13 protein-coding genes and 1 pseudogene are annotated in these 18,006 nt (G+C 74.6%); 7 read left to right on the forward strand and 7 right to left on the reverse strand.

Features of this window, described 5'->3' with window-relative positions; genetic code table 11:
- Positions 1-20: 20 nt before the first annotated feature.
- Positions 21-2,063 (reverse strand): annotated as a pseudogene (locus ACN27B_RS28035) (penicillin acylase family protein); the annotation flags it as partial.
- A gap of 54 nt (positions 2,064-2,117) precedes the next feature.
- Here ACN27B_RS28035 and ACN27B_RS28040 point away from each other — a divergent pair.
- The 7 genes from ACN27B_RS28040 to ACN27B_RS28070 all read left to right on the forward strand — a co-directional run bounded on the left by ACN27B_RS28040 (position 2,118) and on the right by ACN27B_RS28070 (position 10,863).
- Positions 2,118-2,828, forward strand: coding sequence for a siderophore-interacting protein (locus ACN27B_RS28040; protein WP_357623246.1), 711 nt, complete (start codon positions 2,118-2,120; stop codon positions 2,826-2,828).
- Positions 2,828-4,069 (forward strand): MFS transporter, encoded by a 1,242-nt coding sequence (locus ACN27B_RS28045; protein WP_422742134.1) that lies wholly within the window; start codon positions 2,828-2,830, stop codon positions 4,067-4,069. Before ACN27B_RS28040 ends, ACN27B_RS28045 begins: the two co-directional genes overlap by 1 nt.
- 67 nt (positions 4,070-4,136) lie before the next feature.
- Positions 4,137-5,651, forward strand: a complete 1,515-nt coding sequence (locus tag ACN27B_RS28050) for a pyridoxal phosphate-dependent decarboxylase family protein (RefSeq protein ID WP_422742137.1) — start codon at positions 4,137-4,139, stop codon at positions 5,649-5,651.
- A gap of 25 nt (positions 5,652-5,676) precedes the next feature.
- Positions 5,677-6,951: a lysine N(6)-hydroxylase/L-ornithine N(5)-oxygenase family protein gene (locus ACN27B_RS28055; RefSeq protein WP_422742139.1), complete on the forward strand. Its 1,275-nt coding sequence runs from the start codon at positions 5,677-5,679 to the stop codon at positions 6,949-6,951.
- 35 nt (positions 6,952-6,986) lie between these two features.
- Entirely contained in the window at positions 6,987-7,574 is a 588-nt protein-coding gene (locus ACN27B_RS28060) for a GNAT family N-acetyltransferase (protein ID WP_099164526.1), read from the forward strand.
- Entirely contained in the window at positions 7,571-9,355 is a 1,785-nt protein-coding gene (locus ACN27B_RS28065; RefSeq protein ID WP_422742141.1) for an IucA/IucC family protein, read from the forward strand. Before ACN27B_RS28060 ends, ACN27B_RS28065 begins: the two co-directional genes overlap by 4 nt.
- Positions 9,352-10,863 (forward strand): MFS transporter, encoded by a 1,512-nt coding sequence (locus ACN27B_RS28070; RefSeq protein WP_422742143.1) that lies wholly within the window; start codon positions 9,352-9,354, stop codon positions 10,861-10,863. The genes ACN27B_RS28065 and ACN27B_RS28070 overlap by 4 nt, the downstream gene beginning before the upstream one ends.
- Positions 10,864-10,936: 73 nt before the next feature.
- On the opposite strand, the gene ACN27B_RS28075 is transcribed toward ACN27B_RS28070, so the two are convergent.
- The 6 genes from ACN27B_RS28075 to ACN27B_RS28100 all read right to left on the reverse strand — a co-directional run bounded on the left by ACN27B_RS28075 (position 10,937) and on the right by ACN27B_RS28100 (position 17,973).
- The gene (locus ACN27B_RS28075) at positions 10,937-11,842 is read right to left on the reverse strand and encodes a siderophore-interacting protein (protein WP_422742146.1); all 906 of its coding nucleotides are present in this window, start codon (positions 11,840-11,842) and stop codon (positions 10,937-10,939) included.
- A gap of 33 nt (positions 11,843-11,875) precedes the next feature.
- Positions 11,876-13,969: an iron ABC transporter permease gene (locus ACN27B_RS28080; protein WP_422742148.1), complete on the reverse strand. Its 2,094-nt coding sequence runs from the start codon at positions 13,967-13,969 to the stop codon at positions 11,876-11,878.
- Positions 13,966-14,949 (reverse strand): ABC transporter substrate-binding protein, encoded by a 984-nt coding sequence (locus tag ACN27B_RS28085; RefSeq protein WP_422742150.1) that lies wholly within the window; start codon positions 14,947-14,949, stop codon positions 13,966-13,968. The genes ACN27B_RS28080 and ACN27B_RS28085 overlap by 4 nt, the downstream gene beginning before the upstream one ends.
- A 28-nt stretch (positions 14,950-14,977) precedes the next feature.
- Complete coding sequence (locus ACN27B_RS28090) at positions 14,978-15,802, reverse strand: ABC transporter ATP-binding protein (RefSeq protein ID WP_422742152.1); 825 nt, start codon at positions 15,800-15,802, stop codon at positions 14,978-14,980.
- 115 nt (positions 15,803-15,917) lie between these two features.
- On the reverse strand, positions 15,918-16,445 hold the full coding sequence (locus ACN27B_RS28095; RefSeq protein ID WP_099160531.1) for a 2'-5' RNA ligase family protein: 528 nt from the start codon (positions 16,443-16,445) through the stop codon (positions 15,918-15,920).
- Positions 16,446-16,629: 184 nt separating this feature from the next.
- A complete protein-coding gene (locus ACN27B_RS28100; protein ID WP_422742155.1) occupies positions 16,630-17,973 on the reverse strand; it encodes a PLP-dependent aminotransferase family protein in 1,344 nt (447 codons plus the stop codon).
- Positions 17,974-18,006: the final 33 nt, after the last annotated feature.

An 18,006-nucleotide genomic window follows, 5' to 3' on the forward strand; every position in this document is an offset into this window, starting at 1 on the left:
GGCGCCGGAGTCAGCGGTCCGGTGGGCAGCGGGATCAGGTCGCCGGCGGCCCAGTGGCGCAGTTGGTCGCAGAAGTGCGGGTCGCCGGGGACGCCGGAGGCGCCGAACGGGACGGCCCAGCCGCCGGCGGCCCGGTCGGTCAGGTCCCACACGTAGCGGGCCACCGGCCCGCGCCAGCAGGCGTCGGAGACGCCGGGGACGCTGGAGGTGGCCAGCACGCAGTCGGTGTCGCCGCCGAGCGCCACCGACCGCCGCATCGCCGCGACCGCGGCCGAGGTCTGCGCGGCGACGCCCAGGTGCACCGGGTGCAGCAGGTGCCGGCGGCCCCACGGCTCGGGTGTCGGACCGGCGGCCACCTCGGCCAGCGCGGCGGAAGCGAGCGGTACGACGTCGACGCCCAGGTCGACGTGCCGCTCGACCAGGAGGTCGAGTGCCAGGCCGATCCGTGCCGCCGGGTCGGTCCAGGGCGTGAACAGCTCGTCGAACCCGGACGGCTCGGCCAGCCGCCGCAACCGCGGGTGCGCGCGCAGCCGGCGGGCGAGCGCGGCGCGCCAGGCGGCGAACGCGCCGGCCTCGACCGAGTCGGCGGCCATCGCGCGGTCCCAGCCGGTCAACCGCCGGTGCAGCGTACGGGAGGATTCGTCGAGCCGGTCGGGGTCGAGCCGGTCGAGCAGCCGGTGCAGCGGTGTCGCCGGCAGCCGGGTGTCGGTGTGCACCGCGGACGCGTCGACGCCGTCGGCGAGCAGCGCCCGGATCCGCCGGGCCCGGTGCGGCGGTGCGAAGTCGACGCCGTGCGCGGCGACGTCGTCGCGGCGGTCGTTGGCGCAGACCGCGACGCCCTCGACCTTCTCGTCCACCATCGGCAGGTAGGCGCCGCGCCAGTGGTGTCGCGACCGCCAGCCGGGTACCGGCTCCCGGCGGCACCGGTCGTCGCGTACCGGGACCAGGCCGGCGACCAGGCGACGCACGGCGCCGCCGGTGTCGGCGGCGAGCACACTGTTGACCGGCTCCACCCAGTGGCGCAGCGCGTCCGCGACGTCGGCGGTGTCCCGGGCCCGCAGCAGCGGCAGCAGCGCCTCGAAGCCGAGGCGCGCCTCGACCCGGCTCGGGGTGCGCAGGCTGATCGCCTCACCGGTGCGCCGGTCGTGGTCGATCACCGGGCCGCGGGGCGTCTCGATCACCTCGACCGGTTCCGGCGCGTCGCCGCGGACCTCGATCTCCTCGACGTGGCGCGGGACCGGGATCCAGTCGTCCGCGTCCCGAACCAGCACCCGGTCGCCGTCGCGGCGCAGCTGCTCGCGGTAGAGGTCCTGGTAGTCGGCCATCGCGTTGGTGACGGCCCAGGCGACGTGGCCGGCGTGGCCGAAGTGCGGCAGCCCGGGCACCCCGGGGAAGGCCAGCCCGACCACGTCGAACTCGGGGCAGGCCAGGCGCACCTGCTGGTAGATGCCGGGCAGTTCGAGCAGCCGGTGCGGGTCGCCGGCGAGCACCGGGCCGCGCCCGGTGACCGGGTCGGCGGGCAGCGCCCAGGCGTTGCTGCCGGCCGACGCCGGCCCCTCGACCGCGAAGAGTCCGACCGCGTCGGGGCCGAGGGTGCGCGTGACGTGCGCCTGCCAGAGCTTGTTCGGGAAGGTGGAGAAGAGCACGTGCTGGACGAGGAAGACGCCCAGCGGGGACCAGGGCTGCCACGGCTCCGGCGCGGCGCCGGTCGCGGCGAACTCGGGCGCGACGGCCGCGCCCTCGGCGAGGCCGGCGTTGACGCCGTCGACGTACGCCTCGACCCACCGGCGTGTCGCCGGGTCGAGTCGCTCGTGGCAGCGACGGGCGGTGTCGTCCAGCCGGGCCCGCCGGGCGAACCGGTCCCAGGGCAGCTCGGCGGCGCCGACGCGGGCGGCCAGCCGGCCCTCGGCGCGCCACCGCTCGACGCTGATCTGCCAGGCCCGGTCCTGGGCGGCGACGCGGCCCTGGAGGCGGGCGAGCGCGTCGACGTCGCCGGCCCAGAGCTGGGGCACGCCCCACGGATCGCGATCGACGCGGGTCGTCGGGCGGCCGTTTCCTCGGATGGTCAACTTAGGTTACCCTCCCCTAACTGAGGCAGACCTTACCTGGAGGGGTTCGTGAAACGGAACTGGGAGGGCCTGGTGCTCAAGGCCATGGGGGGCCGGGACTTCCGGCTCACCGTGCGGGGCACCGAGTCGGTCGACGGGCACTACCAGCGTCTGCTCCTCGACGACGGTGGGCTGCTGGCCGCGTGCGGCGTGCACCCGACGATGTGGATCCGGCTCTGGTTCGACAACGACGGGCGGGCACACCAGCGCGCCTACACGCTGGTCGACCCGGACCCGGAGAACGGACGGTTCACGCTGGAGTTCGCCGTCCACGACGGCGTCGCGGCCCGGTGGGCGACCACCGCCGAGGTCGGCGACACCATCGACGCCACCGTGCAGGGCAGCGCGTTCCAGCTGCCGGAACCGACGCCGGAGCACCTCTACCTGGTCGGCGACGCGGCCTCGCTGCCGGCGGTGAACAGCCTCCTCGACGCCGGCGCGGACATCCCGGCGACGGTGTGGCTGGAGTACGCCCACGAGGGCGAGAAGGCCCTCGCTCCGCGCGCCCGGGCGCACCATCAGGTGACCTGGGTGCCCCGCCGCGACGACGGCCGGCACCTGGTCGACACGGTCTGCGCGGCGCTGCCCGCCGCCGGGACCGCGCACTACTGGGTGGCGTGCGAGGCGGCCAGCACCCGCAGCATCACCCGGCACGTCCGGCGGACGCTGGGCGTCGGCAAGCACCAGCTCACCGCGCTCGGCTACTGGCGGGCCGTCTGATGGGCCGCCTCGGCACGCTGACCGCGCTCTACGTCACGCAGTACCTCGGCATCGGCTTCATCACCGTCGGGCTCACCGCCATCCTGCGTGACGGCGGCACCTCGCTGGACACCCTGGCGCTGCTCCAGGTGGTCGGCCTGATCTGGCCGATCAAGTTCCTCTGGGCGCCGGTCCTCGACCGCTACGGCTCCCGTCACCGCGGCCACTACCGGTCCTGGCTGCTGGTGTTGCAGGCCGCCCTGGTGCTGACGCTGCTGGCGCTGCTGCCGTTCTCCCGGCCCGCCGACCAGCTCGGCCCGGTCATCGCCATCTGCGCCGCGTTCGTGTTCTTCTCCGCCACCCAGGACATCGCCGCCGACGCGGTCGCGGTGCGACTGCTGGCCGCGTCCGACCGGGGCACCGGCAACGGCATCCAGGTGGCCGCGAGCTACCTGGGCAACCTGCTCGGCGGCGGCGCGTGCGTGCTGGTCTACGACCGCTTCGGCTGGGCGGCGGCGGTCGGCCTGCTGGCCGCGCTGACCGCGGTCGGGCTGCTCGTGGTGTGGCGGTTCCGGGAACCGGAGCGCACCGACCGGGTCGTGCGCATCGGGGCGGCCTACCGGGCGCTGGTGTCGGTGTTCGGCCAGCCCGGCTGCCGGTGGTGGACGTTCGGCGTGGTGCCGCTGGTCTACGTCGGGGCCGGCATGGCGTACGCGCTGGTGACGCCCGCGCTGGTGGACGCCGGCTGGTCGCTGGGCCGGATCGGCGTGGTGACCGGCGTGGTGACCAGCGTGCCGGCGATCGCGGCCGGCCTGGTCGCGGGCCTCGGCGTCGGCCGGTTCGGTCGGGCCGGCGTGTTGGTGGCCGGCGGGGTCACGCTGGCGCTGTCCACGGTGGCGTTGCTGCCGCTGATGAGCGGCCGGGCGCCGCTCGGCGGCACGGTCGCCGCGCTCTGCTTCTTCCTGGCCGCGTACACGATCGCCAACGTGGTGCTCTACACGGTCAACATGGACTACTCCCGGCCGGGCAGCGGGGGCACCGACTTCACCGTGCTGTCGTCGTTCGGGCTGGTGTGCTCGTTCGTGGCCGCCTCGCTCGGGCTCGCCGCCGCCGGACGGTTCGGCTACCCGGCGGTGGCGCTGGCCTCGCTCGGGCTGGTGGCCGCCGGGGTCGTGGTGGGCGTGGCGCACCAGCGGCGGTTCCCGCCGTCCGGAGCGCCCTCCCGCCCGACACCCGCCGCGACGGACTTGCTTGTTAGGTAAGCCTAACCTAATCTGATCTCCGCGCGGTCCGCCCGCGCTCCTGTCCGCACGACGACCGGGAAGTCACATGAGTGCGATCGACACCGCAGCGCGCGCCCACCTGTTCAACGCCGGCTCGCTCGGGCGGTACCGGGACGTGCTGGCGCGCGGCGTCGACCGCGTCGCCCGCCGGGTGGGCGCGGCCGACCGGCCGTTCACCGGCGTGACGCCGGAGGCGCTCGCCCCGGTGGTCGGCGCGATCGACCTGGACCGGCCGCTCGGCGACACCGACGCCGCCCTGGACGAGCTGCACGACGTCTGGCTGCGCGACGCGGTGTACTTCCACCACCCGCGCTACCTGGCCCACCTGAACTGCCCGGTGGTCATCCCGGCGCTGCTCGGCGAGGCCGTGCTCAGCGCGGTCAACTCCTCGCTGGACACCTGGGACCAGAGTGTCGGCGCCACGCTGATGGAGCGGCGCCTGATCGAGTGGACGGCCGGACGGATCGGTCTCGGCGCCACCGCCGACGGCGTGTTCACCAGCGGTGGCACCCAGTCGAACCTGCAGGCCATGCTGCTGGCCCGGGAGGAGACCCACCGCCGGGTGGTCGGCGGCGCGGCCACCCGCCCGGCCCGGCCGGAGGTGCTGGCCCAGCTGCGGATCATCACCTCCGCCGCCGGCCACTTCAGCGTGCAGAAGGCGGCCAAGCTGCTCGGCCTCTCCGCCGACGCGGTGCTCACCGTGCCCACCGACGCCGGCCGCCGGATGCGCACCGACGAACTCGCCCGCACCATCGACCGCTGCCGGCGCGACGGGCAGGTGGTGATGGCCGTCGTCGCCACCGCCGGCACCACGGACTTCGGCACCATCGACCCGCTGCCCGAGATCGCCGACATCTGCACCGCCGCCGGCGTCTGGATGCACGTCGACGCCGCGTACGGCTGCGGGCTGCTGGTCTCCCCCACCCGCCGGCACCTGCTCGACGGCATCGAGCGGGCGGCCTCGGTCACCGTCGACTACCACAAGTCGTTCTTCCAGCCGGTCAGCTCCAGCGCGCTGCTGGTCCGCGACGGCCGGGTGCTGCGCCACGCCACCTGGCACGCCGACTACCTCAACCCGGCCCGCGCGGTCGAGCAGGGCATCCCGAACCAGGTCGACAAGAGCATCCAGACCACCCGCCGCTTCGACGCGTGCAAGCTCTGGCTGACCCTGCGGATCATGGGGCCGGACGCGATCGGCGCGCTCTTCGACCAGGTGGTCGACCTCGCGGCCGACGCCTGGCGGCTGTTCGACGCCGACCCCCGGTTCGAGGTCGCGGCCCGCTCCCCGCTGAGCACCGTGGTCTTCCGACACCTGCCGCCCGGCGCCGACCCGCACCTGGTCGACGAGGCCAACCTGCACGCCCGCGAGGCGCTGGCCACCTCCGGCGCGGCCCTGGTCGCCGGCACCAAGGTCGACGGCGCGCACTGGCTGAAGCTCACCCTGCTCAACCCCGAGACCACCGTCGACGACATCGCCCACGTGCGCGACCTGATCGCCGACCACGCCGCCTGGTACGCCCGGACCGCGGCCACCGCCGAGCTGTCCTGCCCGGTCGGCTGACCCCGGCCCCGAACGGAAGAACCCCATGTCGACCCACGACTTCATCGCCGTCGGGCTGGGCCCGTACAACCTCGGCCTGGCCTGCCTCAGCGCACCGATCGACGACCTCGACGGGCTGTTCCTGGAGGCGCGCGACGGCTTCGACTGGCACCCCGGGATGCTGCTCGAATCGACCCGGTTGCAGACGCCGTTCATCGCCGACCTGGTCACGCTCGCGGACCCCACCTCGCCGTACTCGTTCCTCAGCTATCTCAAGGAGACCGGGCGGCTCTACCCGTTCTACATCCGGGAGAGCTTCTTCCCGCTGCGCGCCGAGTACAACGACTACTGCCGGTGGGCCGCCGCCAAGCTGCCGAACCTGCGCTTCCGGCACGTCGTCACCAGCGTCGAGCACGACGGGGCCGACGACCGCTACGTGGTACGCGCCGACACGCCGGACGGGCCGGTCACCCACCGGGCCCGGCACCTGGTGCTCGGCACCGGCACCCCGCCGTATCTGCCGCCCGCCTGCGCCGGCCTGGGCGGCGACCTGATCCACAACTCCCGCTACCTGGAGCACCGGGAGTCCTTGCGCGCCAAGCGGAGCATCACCGTCGTGGGCAGCGGCCAGAGCGCGGCCGAGATCTACCACGACCTGCTGAGCGACATCGACACGTACGGCTACCAGCTCACCTGGGTCACCCGCTCGCCCCGGTTCTTCCCGCTGGAGTACACCAAGCTGACGCTGGAGATGACCTCACCGGACTACGTGGACTACTTCCATGCGCTGCCCGAGCCGACCCGCTACCGGCTGGAAGCAGCGCAGAAGCCGCTGTTCAAGGGCATCAACGCCGATCTGATCAACGACATCTACGACACCCTCTACGCGAAGAGCCTGCACGCGCCCGCGCCGACCCGGCTGCTGACCAACACCGAACTGGTCGACGCCGCGTACGCCGACGGCCGCTACCGGCTCGGGCTGCGCCACACCGAACAGGACCACGCGTTCACGCTGGACACCGAGGGCCTGGTGCTGGCCACCGGCTACCACTACCGGGTGCCGGAGTTCCTCGCCCCGGTGCGCGACCGGCTCCGCTTCGACGGCCACGGCCGCTTCGACGTGGCCCGCAACTACAGCGTCGACCACACCGGCCGGGGCGTGTTCCTGCAGAACGCCGGCACGCACACGCACAGCATCACCTCGCCCGACCTGGGCATGGGGCCCTACCGCAACTCGTGGATCATCCGGGAGCTGACCGGCCGGGAGCACTACCCGATCGAGAAGTCGATCGCGTTCCAGGAGTTCGGGGTACCGGCATGAGCGAACGCACCGAGCGAAGCGAGGGCCGTGAGCGCATGCGCGATCAGTCCGGCGTGAACGTCTTCACCCGTCTCGACGAGCGGCTCGGCGAGTTCGCGCTGCGCCCGCTGGACGTCGACGCCGACGCGGCGCTGCTGCACCGTTGGGTCACCCATCCGAAGGCCGCGTTCTGGCTGATGCAGGACGCCGACGTGGCCGGCGTCGCCGAGGAGTACCGGCGCATCGCCGCCCACCCGCACCACGACGCGTACCTCGGCTCGTGGCGCGGCCGGCCCGCGTTCCTGGCCGAACGGTACGACCCGGCCCGGGTGGAGCTGGTCGGCCTCTACGAGCCGGAGCCCGGCGACGTGGGCATGCACTTCCTCTGCGCCCCCACCGACACGCCCGCGCACGGCTTCACCCGCGCCGTGCTCACCACGGTGATGGCCTGGCTCTTCGCCGACCCGGCGACCCGGCGGGTGATGGTGGAGCCGGACGTGCGCAACACCGCCGTGCACGCGCTCAACGCCGCCGTCGGCTTCACCGTCGTCGGCGAGATCCGCAAGCCGGAGAAGGACGCGCTGCTCAGCGTCTGCACCCGGGAACGATTCCGGGCCGCGGCCCGGGGAGAGGCGACCCCGTGAACCCCGCCGCGTCCGTGGACCACCTGACCCCCGAGGCGTGGGCGACGGCCAACCGGCTGCTGGTGCGCAAGGCGCTCGCCGAGTTCGCCCACGAGCGCCTGATCACCCCCGAGCCGGCCGGCCCCGGGCGGTGGGTCGTGCGCAGCGACGACGGCACGGTGCAGTACCGGTTCGCCGCGCGGCGGCTGGCGCTGGACCACTGGCAGGTCGACGCCGCCAGCATCACCCGGCGCCGCGACGACGCGGAGCTGCCGCTCGACGCGGTCGACCTCTGCCTGGAGCTGCGCGCCGCGCTCGGCCTCACCGACGCGATCCTGCCCGTCTACCTGGAGGAGATCACCTCCACCCTCGCGGGCACCGCGTACAAGCTGGGCAAGCCCGCGGTGACCGCCGCCGAGCTGGCCGCCGCCGACTTCCAGTCGATCGAGACGCAGATGACCGAGGGCCACCCCTGCTTCGTGGCCAACAACGGGCGGATCGGCTTCGGCGTGCACGAATACCACCGGTACGCCCCGGAGACCGCCGCGCCGGTACGGCTGCTCTGGCTGGCCGCGCACCGTGACCACACCACGTTCACCTGCGCCGCCGACCTGGACTACGACGCGCTGGTCCGCGCCGAACTGGGCGACGAGACGCTCGCCAGGTTCACCGCCACGCTCACCGGGCTCGGCCTCGACCCGGCCGACTGCCTGCTGATCCCGGTGCACCCGTGGCAGTGGTGGAACAGGCTCGCGGTCACCTTCGCCGGCGACGTGGCCCGGCGCCGGCTGGTCTGCCTCGGCGAGGGACCGGACGACTACCTGGCCCAGCAGTCCATCCGCACGTTCTTCAACGTCACCGACCCGGCGAAGCACTACGTCAAGACCGCGCTGTCGGTGCTGAACATGGGCTTCATGCGCGGGCTGTCCGCCGCGTACATGGAGGCCACGCCCGCGATCAACGACTGGCTGGCCGACCTGATCGAGAACGACCCGGTGCTCACGCGCACCGGCTTGTCGATCATCCGGGAGCGGGCCGCGATCGGCTACCGGCACCGGCAGTACGAGGCGGCGACCGCCCCCGGCTCGCCGTACCGGAAGATGCTGGCCGCGCTCTGGCGGGAGAGCCCGGTGCCCGGCCTGGAACCCGGGCGACGACTGGCCACGATGGCCTCGCTGCTGCACCTCGACCGGGACGGCCGCTCGCTGGCGGCGGCGCTGATCACCCGGTCCGGCCTGCCGCCGGCGCGCTGGGTGCGCCGCTACCTGGACGCCTACCTGGTGCCGTTGCTGCACAGCCTGTACGCCCACGACCTGGCCTTCATGCCGCACGGCGAGAACGTCATCCTGGTGCTGGACGGCGACGTGGTGGAGCGGGTGGTCTTCAAGGACATCGCCGAGGAGATCGTGGTGATGGACCCGGAGGCCGACCTGCCGGAGCGGGTGCGCCGGATCCGGGCCGCGATCGCAGAGGACGAGAAGATCCTGTCCATCTTCACCGACGTCTTCGACTGCTTCCTGCGGCACCTGAGCGCCGCCCTGCACACCGAGGGCGTGCTCGACCAGGACGACTTCTGGCGCACCGTGGCCGGGTGCGCCACCGACTACGCGACCACGGTGCCGCACCTGGCCGAGCGGATGCGCCGGTACGACCTGTTCGCGCCGGAGTTCACCCTCTCCTGCCTCAACCGGCTCCAGCTGCGCAACAACCAGCAGATGGTGGACCTGACCGACCCGTCCGCCGCGTTGCAGTTCGCGGGCACGCTGGTCAACCCGCTCGCCCGCTTCGCGCCGACCCCATGAGTGCCGACCCGACGAGCGCCGACCCGACGACGGTGCCCGCCGACCGGGCCACCCCGGCCCCGGTGCCGCACCGCTGGCTGATCCTGGCCGTGCTCTGCCTGGCCCAGCTCGTGGTGGTGCTGGACAACACCGTGCTGACCGTTGCCGTGCCGGTGCTCACGGTCGAGTTGGACGCCGGCACCGCCGACGTGCAGTGGATGATCAACGCGTACGCGCTGGTGCTGTCCGGTCTGCTGCTGAGCGCCGGCAGCGCGGCCGACCGGTACGGGCGGCGGCGGATGCTGCTGGTCGGGCTGGCGCTGTTCGGGCTCGGCTCGACGGCGGCCGGGCTCGCCCGCACCGCCGAGCAGCTGATCGCCGCCCGGGCCGGCATGGGCGTGGGCGGCGCGCTGCTGGCCACCGCCACCCTGGCCGTGGCCATGCAGGTCTTCGACGCCGCCGAACGGTCCCGCGCGATCGGGGTCTGGGCGGCCACCAGCGCCCTGGGCTTCGCCGCCGGACCACCGATCGGCGGGTTCGTCCTGGCGCACCTGCCGTGGGGCGCGATCTTCCTGCTCAACGTGCCGGTCGTGCTGGTCTGCCTGCTCGCCGCCCGGGCGCTGGTCCCGGAGTCGCGGGACCCGGCCGGCGGGCCGCTCGACCTGGGCGGCGTGGCGCTGTCCACCGGCGGCCTGACCGCGATCGTCTGGGCGATCATCTCCGGTCCCGAGCGCGGCTGGGCGTCGGCGCCGGTGCTCGGCGCGGGCGCGGCCGGCGTGCTGCTGCTGGCGTCGTTCGTCGGCTGGGAACGGCGGGTCGCCCACCCGATGCTGGACATGCGCTTCTTCCGGGACCACCGCTTCGTCGGCGCGGTCTGCGGCGTCGTGCTGATCACGTTCGGCGCCACCGGCGCGCTGTTCCTGCTCACCCAGCACCTGCAGTTCGTCCGGGGCTATCCGGCCTGGGAAGCGGGGCTGCGGATGGCGCCGTTCGCGTTGTCCATCGTGGTGCTCACCGCCGGCGGGGTGGCCGCGTCGGTGATCCGCCGGCTCGGACGGCCGACCGCCATCGCGGTCGGGATGACCCTGCTGGCCGGCGGTCTGGCGCTGGTCACGCACGGCCCGTCCGAGGGTTACGGCACGCTGCTGGCCGGGCTGCTGGTGATGGGCGCCGGGTGCGCGCTGGCGAACCCGGCGATCGTCGAGGCGGTGATGAGCGCGATCCCCACCGACAAGGCGGGCGCCGGGGCCGGCGTGGACGGCACCATGACCGAGGTAGGCAGCAGCCTCGGCGTCGCGGTGCTGGGCGCGGTGCTCAACGCCCGGTTCGGCGCGCTGCTGCCGGCCGCGCTGGCCGGCGCCGGCTCGTTCCCGGCGGCGCTGGCCGCCGCCGGCCCGGACCGGGAGGCGGTCACCGCCGCCTTCGCCGAGGCGTTGCGGACCGGCCAGACGGTGGGCGCGGTGGCGGTCCTGGTGGGCGGCCTGGCCGCGGCCGCCCTGCTGCACCGGGCCGACCGACTGTCGGCCTGAGGCCCGGTCGGACCGGCGGGCGGCCTGCGGCCGGTTCGGACCGGCAGGCGGCCTGCGGCCGGGCCGACCGGGCTCAGGACTCGGCGCGGCCGGCCCGCCAGTAGCCCATGAACGCCACCGCCCGGCGGTCGACGCCCCGGTCGGCGACCAGGTGCCGGCGCAGACCGCGGATCACCGCGGCCTCGCCGGCCAGCCAGGCGTAGAGCGGGGCCCCGTCGGGGCGCTGCGGCACCTCCCAGAGGATCTCCCGGTCCACGTCCACCTCGGTCGGCGGCACGGCGGCGACGGGCGCGGCGGGGACCGGCAGCAGCCGGTCGGCAAGGCCGGTCACGGCCGGGGTGAGCCGGCTGCCGTGCGGCGCCCCGGCGCGGGGCAACCAGGTCACGGTGACGCCGGCCGGGGCGCGGCAGGGCAGTTCGTCACCCGGCTCCGGCACCTCCACCACCGCGTGCCCGCACGCGTCAGCGGGCAGCCGCTCCAGGATCGCGCAGATCGCCGGCGCGGCGGTCTCGTCGCCGGCCAGCAGCAGCGTCGCCCCGACCGGCGCGGCGAACTCGACGCCGCCGTGCACACCCGGCCAGCCGGCGTCCGGGCCGACCATGGCGAGCCGGTCCCCGAGTCGGGCCCGCCGCGCCCAGCGGGTGGCCGGGCCGCCGTCGCCGTGCAGCGCCATGTCGACGTCCACCTCGGACGCCTCCGGGCGGACCGCCCGCACCGTGTAGGTGCGGATCGGGCTGCGCCGCCCCGCCGGCAGCTCCCGCCACCGCTGGTACCAGTCGGGTCCGGCGGGCAGCTCGGCCGACGCCCCCTCGACCACCGGCAGGGCCAGCTTGATCCGCTGGTCGTAGCCGTTGTCGGCGAACCGGTCCAGGTCCGGCCCGGCGAACGTCACCCGGAGGAACGACGGGCCGAGCCGGCGCAGCGCGCGTACCTCGACGGTGAACACGCGCCAGGGGGCGGCGGCCAGGGTGCTCGTCATCGACAGATGTCCTCTCGCGATCGCGGGGTGTGCTCAACGGGCGGCGCGGGAGCGCCACAGCAGCCAGACGAAGTAGGGGGTGCCGACCAGCGCGGTGACCAGGCCGGCGGGGACCTGCGCGGGCGCGATGACGGTGCGGCCGAGCGTGTCGGCGAGGCTGACCAGCGTCGCGCCGAGCAGCACCGCCACCGGCAGCACACGGGTGTGCCGGCCGCCGACCAGTGCCCGGGCGGCGTGCGGCGCGACCAGGCCGACGAAGCCGATCACGCCGACCGCCGACACGGCGGTGGCGGTGAGCAGCGCGGCCAGGCCGAGCGCGACCAGCCGGGCGCGCTCCAGCCGGACGCCGAGCACCCGGGGCGTGTCGTCGTCCAGCGCGAGCAGGTCGAGTTCGCGGCGGATCCCGGCCACCACCGGGACGGCGACCAGCAGCGCGACCGCCACCGGCAGCACCTGCGGCGCGGTGCGCCCGTAGGTGGAGCCGGACAGCCAGGTCAGCGCCTTGCCGGTGTTCCACGGGTCGGAGGACACCACGATGAACGTGATCACCGCGGCGCCGCCCTGCCAGACCGCGAAGCCGATCAGCACCAGCCGGTCGGAGTCGAGGCCGCGGTGCCGGGCCAGCCCGTAGACCAGCGCGAACGCGGCGACCGCGCCGAGACCGGCGGCACCGGAGAGCGCGGCCACCCCGGCCGTCGGGGCGAACGTCAGCAGCGACACCGCGCCGATGCCGGCCCCGCCGGTGATGCCGAGGATGCCCGGCTCGGCCAACGGGTTGCGGCACACCGCCTGCACAGTGGTGCCGGCCAGCGCGAGCGCGGCGCCGGCCAGCAGCGCCGCCGCGACGCGCGGCCACCGGGCGTCCAGCACGAAGGTGTACGCCGGCCCGGTGCGGCCCCGCACCCAGTTGACGATGTCGCCGAGCAGCACCCCGGTGTCCCCGGCCAGCATGCCCACCACCAGGGCCGTGCCGGCCGCCACCGCGCAGACGGTGACGACGGCGACGTGGAAGGCACGGGAGCGCACGGCCGCGTGGCCGCCCGGAGGTTGCCGGGTGGGGCCGGCGTCGCGGTGCCGGCGGGCCAGCCAGACCAGCAGCACCGCGCCGAAGAGCGTGGTGACCACGCCGGTCGGCACGTCGACGCCGGCCTGCCCGCCGAGCACGGCCCGCAGCAGCACGTCGGAGCCGATCACCACGACCACGCCGACCATGCCGGACAGCGGCAGCAGCACCCGGTGCCGGTGCACCTCGGGCACCCACCGGCCGAGCAGCCGGACGATCACCGGCGCGCCGAGCCCGACGAACCCGATCGGCCCGGCCAGGGTGACCGCGGCGGCGGAGAGCAGGACGGCGAGCAGCACCACGGTGAGCCGGGTCCGGCGCACGTCGAGCCCGAGCACGGTGGCGGTGTCGTCGCCGAGGGCGAGCAGGTCCAGCCGGCGGCCGAGCGCCACGAGCACCAGCGCGGCGACGCCGACCACCGGGGCGAGCTGGGTGAACGCGACCAGGTCGCCCTGCACGAGGGAGCCGTTGCCCCAGGCGAACAAACCGATGGTGGCCTGCTCGAAGAGCAGCAGGAGCAGCATGGTGAGCGAGGCGAGGGCCATCGCGGTGGCCGAGCCGGCGAGGATCAGCCGGGTGGTCGCGGACCGGCCGCCGGCGGACAGCAGCATCACCAGGCCGGCGGCGGCGAGGCCACCGCAGAACGCGAGCCCGCCGGCGGGCAGCGCCGGAAGGGTGATCCCGAACGCGGCGGTGGCGACGATCGCCAGGTGCGCGCCGGCGTTGACGGCGAGCGTGTCGGGTGAGGCGAGCGGGTTGCGGGTGGTCGACTGCAACGCCGCGCCGGCGAAGCCCAGCGCGACGCCGACGGCCAGGCCGGTGAGCAGGCGGGGCAGCCGGGAGGCGACCAGCACCCGGGCGGTCTCGTCGTCGGCGCCGGTGAGCAGCCGGAGCAGGTCGGCCGCCCCCACCGAGGAGGTGCCCTGGGTGAGGTGCACGGCGGTGACGGCGACGAGCAGCGCGGCGGCGAGGCCGAACGCGCCGGCGACCCGGCGGCGGGCGGGCGGTGGCCCGAGCGGGGCCGGCCGGGTGGCCGGCCCCGGCGGGGCGATCGTCTGGCTCAAGCCGTGTAGACCGTGACGAGCTGGTCGACGTACTGCTTGGCGGAGAGCGGGCCGCCGAAGGTCCAGATGCCGTCGGGCATCTTGTGCAGCTTGTTCTGCTGCACGAACGGCAGCGAGCGCCAGATCGCGTTGCCAGCCAGCCCGTCGGCGAAGACGTCCTGCCCGTCCGAGGCGTTGTAGAAGAAGTGCAGGTCCTGGCCCTTGAGGACGGTCAGTCCCTCGACGTCGGTCTGGCCCAGGCCCCACATCGCGTCGGTCTTGCCGGTCCAGGCGTTCTTCAGGCCGAGCTGGATGCCGAGCTGGGAGACGAGCGCTCCCTGGCCGAACATCCGGATGGAGACGGTGCTGCCCTCCTTCCAGCCGTCGGCGAAGGCGAACTGCCGGCCGGCCGCGCCGGCGTCGGCGATCTTCCTGCGGCCGTCGGCGAGGGCGGCGTCGAAGTCGGCGAGCAGCTTCTCGGCCTGGGCGGTACGGCCGGTGGCGGTGGCGATCATGGTGAGGTCGGCGCGCATCCGGCCGATGTTGTCGGTCGCGTCGCTGCCCTCGGTGACCAGCACCGGCACGTACTTCTCCAACTGGGTGACGATCGCGGAGCCGCGCTCGGCCTCCATCACCACCAGGTCGGGCTGGAGCGCGACGACCGCGTCGACGCTCGGCTCACCCCGGGTGCCGACGTCCTTGACGCTCGCGTCGAGCGGGGCGGCGGTGACCCAGGTGGCGTACCCCTTGGGGTCGGCCACGCCGACCGGCATCACGCCGAGGCCGACCAGCATCTCGACCTCACCCCACTCCAGACCGACGACCTTGCTGGCCGGGCTCTTCAGGGTGACGGTCTTGCCCCGGCTGTCGGTGACGGTGACCGGGCCGGTGGCGGCGGCGGAGGCGGACGGGGCGGCGGCGGGCGTCTCGGTGGTGCCGCAGCCGGCGATCAGCAGCGCGGTCGCGGCGGCGACCAGCAGGGTCAGGCGGGTACGCAACATCTGTTTCTCTTCTGTGGCAGGAACGGGTTCAGACGGTGGCGCGGCGGGTGTGCCGGCCGACGGGACGGGTGGAGAGCAGGCCGGTGGCCGGGTCGACGGTCACCTCGACGCGGATGCCGTACGCCTCGGTGAGCGCCGCCTCGGTGAGCACCTCGCACGGGGCGCCGCTGCCGCGGACCCGGCCGGAGTGCAGGAGCACGACGTGGTCGGCGACGGCGGCGGCCTGGTTGAGGTCGTGCAGCACCACGCCGACGGCGACGTCGGCGGTGTCGGCGAGGTCGCGCACCAGGTCGAGGATCTCCACCTGGTAGCGCAGGTCGAGGAACGTGGTCGGCTCGTCCAGCAGCAGTACCGAGGTGTCCTGGGCCAGGCAGGTGGCCAGCCAGACGCGTTGCAGCTCGCCGCCGGACAGCTCGTCGACCGGTCGGTCGGCCATCGCCTCGACGCCGGTGACCGCCATGGCGCGCTCGACCGCCGCCGGGCCGTCCGGGTCGCCGGCCCGCCACCGCCCGCGGTACGGGTGCCGGCCGTAGCCGACCACGTCCCGGACGGTGACCCCGCTCGGGGTGGGGCGGCTCTGCGCCAGCAGCGTGACCCGGCGGGCGAAGTCCCGGGGGGACAGCGCCCGGGCCGGGGTGCCGTCGGTGAGCACGACCTCGCCGTGCTCCAGCGGGTGCAGGCGGGCCAGCCCGCGCAGCAGCGTGGACTTGCCGCTGCCGTTCGGACCGACGAGCGCGGTCACGGCGGCCGGCCGCAGCGTGATGGCGGCGTCGTGCACCACTGTGGCGCCGTGGTAGCCCAGCCGCAACCGGCTGCCCGACAGGCCGTCGGCCCGGACCGTTCTGCTCGTCACAAAGGTTAGGCTAACCTAACCTGCGATCGGGTTGTCAAGCCGGTCCCCCGTTCCCACCTCGGTGAACGCGGCGCGACGATAGGCCGTTCGTGGTGGCGGACTCCTCAGCGCGGCGCTATGCCGTGCCGAGCCGGAACTCGCGCAGCGGGTGCCAGGAGTCGGGTGCCGGCGCCCCGGCGATGAGCTGGACCGCGTCGACGGTGGCGCGGATGGGCAGGTGACCGGCGACAGCCTCGGCGGCTTCGGCAAGGACGTGCTTCGGGGCGTCATGGCCGATGGTCAGGTGCGGTACGACGTCGGCATGGGCCCCGGCATACGGCGGAGCCTCGGGGAACCGCTGCCACACGGCCGCGGTGAGGCGGCGCAACCCGTCATCCGGCTGCGGCGAGAGCCAGACCACGGTGTCTCCGAACCACTTGACCTCCGGGAACGAGATGTCGAACCGCGGTGTGGCTTCGAAGATCCGGCCCAGGGTGGCGAGCACGTCGTCGGTGATCCGGTCCGGGGTCAGGAACGGGTAGAGCACCGTCACGTGAGCGGGCACTCCCCAGCCGGCCGCGCGGTCCAGGGCGGATCGAAAGTGTCCCACGGCCCGCTCGGTCTCGGGCACGGCGACGATCAGCGCGGTCTCGGTCGGTTCCATCGCCACAGTCTCTGACCGTCGCTCCCGCCAGTCCACCGGGATTCATGACAGCAGAGCTGCGAGGCGGTTCATCCGCCCACCCCGCGCCCCGCGGGCGATCAAGGAGTTTGCGTCGGTCGGGACGCCGACCCGAGACGCGAACTCCTTGGTCAACGCCGACGGCGGGGGCGGCGGGGAGGGCGGGTCAGGGGGTCAGGTCGCGGTAGGCGGTGGCCAGGCCGGCCAGGCCGCGGCCGAGGTCGGAGCCGCGCACACCGGTATAGCCGAGCACCAGCGCGGGCGGGCGGTCGTCGTGGCGCAGGGCGTAGAACCGGCCGCCGCGGACCAGCACGGACCGGCGGCGGGCGGCCTCCACCATCGACTCCTCGGCGCACCACCGGGGCAGCACCAGGTAGGTCTGCAGGCCGCCGTCGCCACTGAGCGGTGACGCGCCGGGCAGGTGGCGGGCGACGTGCTGGTGCACCGCCTGGCGACGGCGCTGGAACTCGGCCCGTAGCCGGCGCAGGTGCCGGTCGAACGCGCCGGAGTCGACCAGCCGGGCGAACGCGAGCTGGTCCAGCCCGGAGCAGCCGATGTCCCAGCCGGCGCGGACGCGCTCGATCGAGGCGGCCAGCCCGGGCGGGGCGGCCAGCCAACCGAGCCGCAGCGCGGGGGCGAGGACCTTGCTGGCGCTGCCCGCGTAGACCACCCGGTCGGGGGCGAGGCTCTGCAGCGCGGGCATGCGCTGCGCCGGGGCCACGAACGCGGCGTCGAAGTCGTCCTCGACCACGTAGCCGTCGACCGCGCGGGCCCAGGCGAGCAGGTGCTCGCGGCGCTGCGGGCTGAGCGCCGCCCCGGTCGGGAACTGACTGGCCGGGGTGGTCAGCACCGCCCGGACGCCGGTGGCGGCGAGGTCGTCGACGCGGATGCCGTGCCGGTCCACCGGCACGGCCACCGGGCGCAGCCCGGCGTCGGCGATGAACGCCCACTCCCCCGGGTGGCCCGGGTCCTCCACGCCCACCGCGTCGTGCCCCTGGTCGCGCAGCACCCGGCAGAGCAGGGCGAGTCCCTGGGCGAACCCGGAGGTGACCATGAGGTGTTCGGGCCGGACGCGCACGCCGCGGACCCGGCCGAGGTAGCCGGCGAGCGTGCGGCGCACCGGCGGCAGGCCGGACGGCGGGGCGTAGCCCAGCTCGCGGGGACCGGCGGCGCGGACCACCGCGCTGACGCTGCGGATCCAGTCCTGGCGTGGGAACGCGGAGACGTCGGTGCCGCCGGCGCGCAGGTCCCACACCTCGGGCGCGGGCGTCTCGTCGGTGGTGAGCGCGGAGCCGACCTCGGCGGGCGCGGCGTCCGCGACGGAGGTGCCGGAGCCGCGCTGGGAGGTCAGGTATCCCTCGGCGCAGAGCTGCTCGTACGCCTCGACGACCACGGTACGGGACACGCCGAGGTCCTTGGCGAGCTGCCGGCTGGACGGCACCCGGGTGCCGGGGCGCAGCGCGCCCTGGTCGATCTGCCGGCGCAAAGCGTTGCGGAGCTGCGCCGCCAATGTTTCGCGCGTATCACTTTCCATTGACAGACT

The sequence above is a fragment of the Micromonospora sp. WMMD754 genome (assembly GCF_049315235.1).
GTDB lineage: Bacteria > Actinomycetota > Actinomycetes > Mycobacteriales > Micromonosporaceae > Micromonospora > Micromonospora sediminicola.